General features: G+C 54.0%; 4 protein-coding genes and 1 pseudogene. 2 read left to right on the forward strand and 3 right to left on the reverse strand.

Features of this window, described 5'->3' with window-relative positions:
* Positions 1–137 precede the first annotated feature (137 nt).
* The 3 genes from PHP98_11950 to PHP98_11960 form a co-directional block, all read right to left on the reverse strand.
* On the reverse strand, positions 138–869 hold the full coding sequence (locus tag PHP98_11950; protein MDD5484341.1) for a sugar phosphate isomerase/epimerase: 732 nt from the start codon (positions 867–869) through the stop codon (positions 138–140).
* A gap of 182 nt (positions 870–1051) precedes the next feature.
* A complete protein-coding gene (locus PHP98_11955) occupies positions 1052–2158 on the reverse strand; it encodes a GntR family transcriptional regulator (protein MDD5484342.1) in 1107 nt (368 codons plus the stop codon).
* 13 nt (positions 2159–2171) lie between these two features.
* On the reverse strand, positions 2172–2393 hold the full coding sequence (locus PHP98_11960; GenBank protein MDD5484343.1) for a hypothetical protein: 222 nt from the start codon (positions 2391–2393) through the stop codon (positions 2172–2174).
* A gap of 161 nt (positions 2394–2554) precedes the next feature.
* Between PHP98_11960 and PHP98_11965 the strand changes: the two genes are divergently transcribed.
* Both PHP98_11965 and PHP98_11970 read left to right on the forward strand, forming a co-directional pair.
* Positions 2555–3247 (forward strand): TonB family protein, encoded by a 693-nt coding sequence (locus PHP98_11965; GenBank protein ID MDD5484344.1) that lies wholly within the window; start codon positions 2555–2557, stop codon positions 3245–3247.
* 1 nt (position 3248) lies between these two features.
* Positions 3249–3362: pseudogene (locus PHP98_11970) on the forward strand (cobalamin biosynthesis protein).
* Positions 3363–3495: the final 133 nt, after the last annotated feature.

A 3495-nucleotide genomic window follows, 5' to 3' on the forward strand; every position in this document is an offset into this window, starting at 1 on the left:
GTGTTTTTATCTCCAGCAAATATGTCTGAGCGGATTTTCGTGGAGCATTTTATCAATCCATGCCGCCTTGATGCCGGCCATTGTTTCTGCGGATTTCCGCTTCTCCGCCGGCGGCATGTGGTTTTCGCGTTTCCCGGTCACCCGCGTCTGCCTTCCGCCAATCTGTTCAAATAATCCCTCGCGCGCAGGGAGGCCCGGCGCGCGTTCGCAAAATCCGTCCTGATTTCAAAACTGGCGTAATGCGGCGCCTTTATTTCATCAAGCTGCTTCAGCGCTCTTTTCCAGTTGATGCGGCCGTCCCCGGGAACCATGTGGTCGTCCGTTTCGCCGTAATTATCGTGAAAATGAAAATGCACCAGCCGATCCTTGAATTCCTCAAAAAATATTTTTGCCGGGTCAGGGCAATCCGCGGGCAACAGGGAACTGCCCGGAATATTGATGTGCCCAATATCCAGGATTATCTTCAAATTCGGGGATTTTCCGCCTATGGCCAGGAAGTTTTTGAGCGAATCAAACCGGCCGTTTTCCAGGGCCAGGATCACATTGTTTTTTTCGGCAAGCTTCAGAACCTCGCCAAAATATTTTTCATCAATGTCAAGTTTTTCCTCGGCCTCCACCACCCCGAAATTCAAGACATGAACGATCAATGCCCGCGCCTTAAGATAAGCGGCCAATTCTATTTCTTTTTTTATGGCCTCAAAATCCTTCTCCTGGCATTCGCTGTGAATGGTCAGACTTTTGCATCCCTCGCGCCATTTTCTTATATTGGGCCAGTTGGGCCGGTCAAATACGTTTTTGTCCGGATTCCAGTTCATCCATAACTCAATTCCGAATCCGTCGTTTTTTATTTCCTCTAAAATGGTTTTCATGTCGGGGTTTCCGCACCCCGGCTCGGGATAGCTTCCAAGTTTGATATAATTCCCAAGGCTTATATTGAAAACCCAGTCTTTATTTCGCATAATAATCCTTCAGTTTATTCACTACTCCAATATTGGCGCCGTGACGGCGTCCGTTTTGTCCCCGGCCTTTTATTCATATCGCCCTGCAATTTTCAGGGCAACTTGCACGGAATTTTAACCGGCAATTCCGGCAACGGTTTTCTATGAATGCGCAAGCTGAGGATGCGGATCAGCCCGCGCGCCACTTCATCGGGCGCAAATTCGTTGCGGACAATCGGAAGGCCGTACCAGAGGTTGATGCCTTTATTGGCCATCGCAACCACCGTCAGACGGCGAATTGCGCTTTCCCCCCTCTGCGCCAGAGCCATGGCCACCCCATACATAGCAATATCATCCGAGACTATCAATCCTTCCGGCCATTCTTTCCGCCGGCCCCATTCCCGCATCAGCTCCAGCATGTTTTCATAGGCCGGTTTCTGCAGGCACGTTTCGCGGTCGTCATATTGCATTTGGCGGACCGCAACCTTCGGTATTTCCAACCGGCGGGCCGCTGATTCCACGCCCTTCACGTCCAAGGCGTCGTTCACATCATCCTTGCCGACCCGAAAATAGGCGATTTTTTTCAATCCGCGGCCGGCCAGATATTCCACGCTTCCCCGGCCAAACCCCTCATAGTCAAGCGCCACGTCGGCCAGGGGGGCCAGCGGCGAACCGGAACACGCCGCGGGCAGATTTTTCAGGATACCGGAGATCTTTCGTCCGACGCCCCGGCCCAGCATCTGGATAAAACCGGCAAATGGATAATTTTTCAAGTCGTTGATCAGCGGCCGGCATGCGGATGACTGCCGGACGGACAAACCGGACCTCAATTCCCTGAACCCATCGTATGCCCGGCATGTCCAGGCGCAATCCTTCAAGTTTTCAAATTCAACGGAAATGGCGCGAAGAACGGCGCGCTGGAAATGGGCGTTCTCCTCGGTCAGGCGCGGATTGAAAATAACGCCGATGTACGAAGTCTGCGTCCCGGCCCTTACAAAGGTGCCGCGCATGGGCTTGCGCTCTATCCAGCCGTCCCTGGCCAGGGCGCTCAAGGCCCGTTGGACGGCGTCGCGGCTGACGCGCCACCGGCTGACAAGTTCATCGGTGGAGGGCAAACGCTGGCGCGGCGCCAGCTCGCCCTTCTGAATTCTCCGCCGCAAAACGCGCTCAATCTGCACATGAACCGGATCCGCCGCCTGCACCTGGAGATCAATTTTCACAGTTTATTTCTGATTATTTAATAAGTAAAATAACAAGGAATATTTGAAAAGTCAAATTATTTATCCGGTTATTTTCTCGGCCGGATTTTGCCGCCGGCAGGCGGCCAACAGCTTCGCGGCGCATTGGATTATGCGCCGGCCAAGCGACTGGCTGCCACCACCGTATTTTTTGATGCAATGCGCGCAAAAAATTATCACCCGAATATTGGGCGAATTTCGTGCAATATTCAGGCATCAAAAAGCCTTTTCTTTTGTAACTCCAAGAAAATCAAGAAAGTTAACGCTAAAATAAATCAGCCCTGGCGGAAAAATCCGTCAATCCGGAATCCGGAACACAATCCGGAAAAACATTGACAATCGCGGGATTCCTGGTAAGGCTTTTTTGATTTTTAATCAATGAAGACCGGGATAACTAAAAACATCTTGTTTTCCGTTTTTTTACACGGGATGGCCTTGGCCTGTTGTTTTGCCTTGCCCGCGCAAAAACTTGTTCCGCTGTTCTGCGCCGGTGACTCGGCGCTTACCCTGACTTCGCTTTCCGTTTACCGGCCGGGCGCGGCCGCGCCGGACACCGCGCCGGCTTTGCGCGAGCCGCCCCGCGCACCCCCCCTCATCGTCCCGGAAAAAGCCGCGCCGGAGATTGAAGAGCAGGAGGAAGATGAACCCCGCAATCTTACCATTGAAAAGCCGCGCAAAACGCCGGCCGAGAAACAGCCGGCCGCCGCGCCGCCAAGCAATGTAAAGGAGCCGCGCCGCCGGTTTGAAGGTGAAAAACCGGCCTTGTTCCTGAATGGCGATACCCGCCTCAAGGGCATTGCCGGAGGATTACCCGCCGATTCCGGAATCCGCCCCTATTATCCGCTCGGCGCGCGGCTGCGCGGCGAAGAGGGGATCGTGAAGGTTGAAGTCCAGGTTGACAGCGAGGGCGGCGTGTTGAACTGCGCGGTGATAACGTCAAGCGGATTTCCGGCTCTGGACGATGCGGCGCTTTCCTCGGTGAAAAAGGCGCATTTCGTTACCGCCCGGGGAGAGGCGCCGGCCGAAAACACCAGAACCGTTTTAACATTCCGGTTTGATCTTACCGATTAACGGCGGCAATGTGCGCGAGAGCATGAGGATTTTACTGCGGGACGGGCGCCCCAGCCCCAATGCGGGTTTAAGCGAGGCGGCTTTCGCCGGGGCCCTGGGAATTCAGCTGGGCGGAGTGAACTATGACCTGAATATTGCACGAATTTCGTGCAATATTCAGGTCATAAATAGGCCGGCGGGCGAGATCGCGCCAGGGGCGCTAGTTCTTTATTGAGGGTGTCCCCGGTCCGCGATTTACGTTGGGCAGA

The sequence above is a fragment of the Kiritimatiellia bacterium genome (genome assembly GCA_028715905.1).
GTDB lineage: Bacteria > Verrucomicrobiota > Kiritimatiellia > JAAZAB01 > JAAZAB01 > JAQUQV01.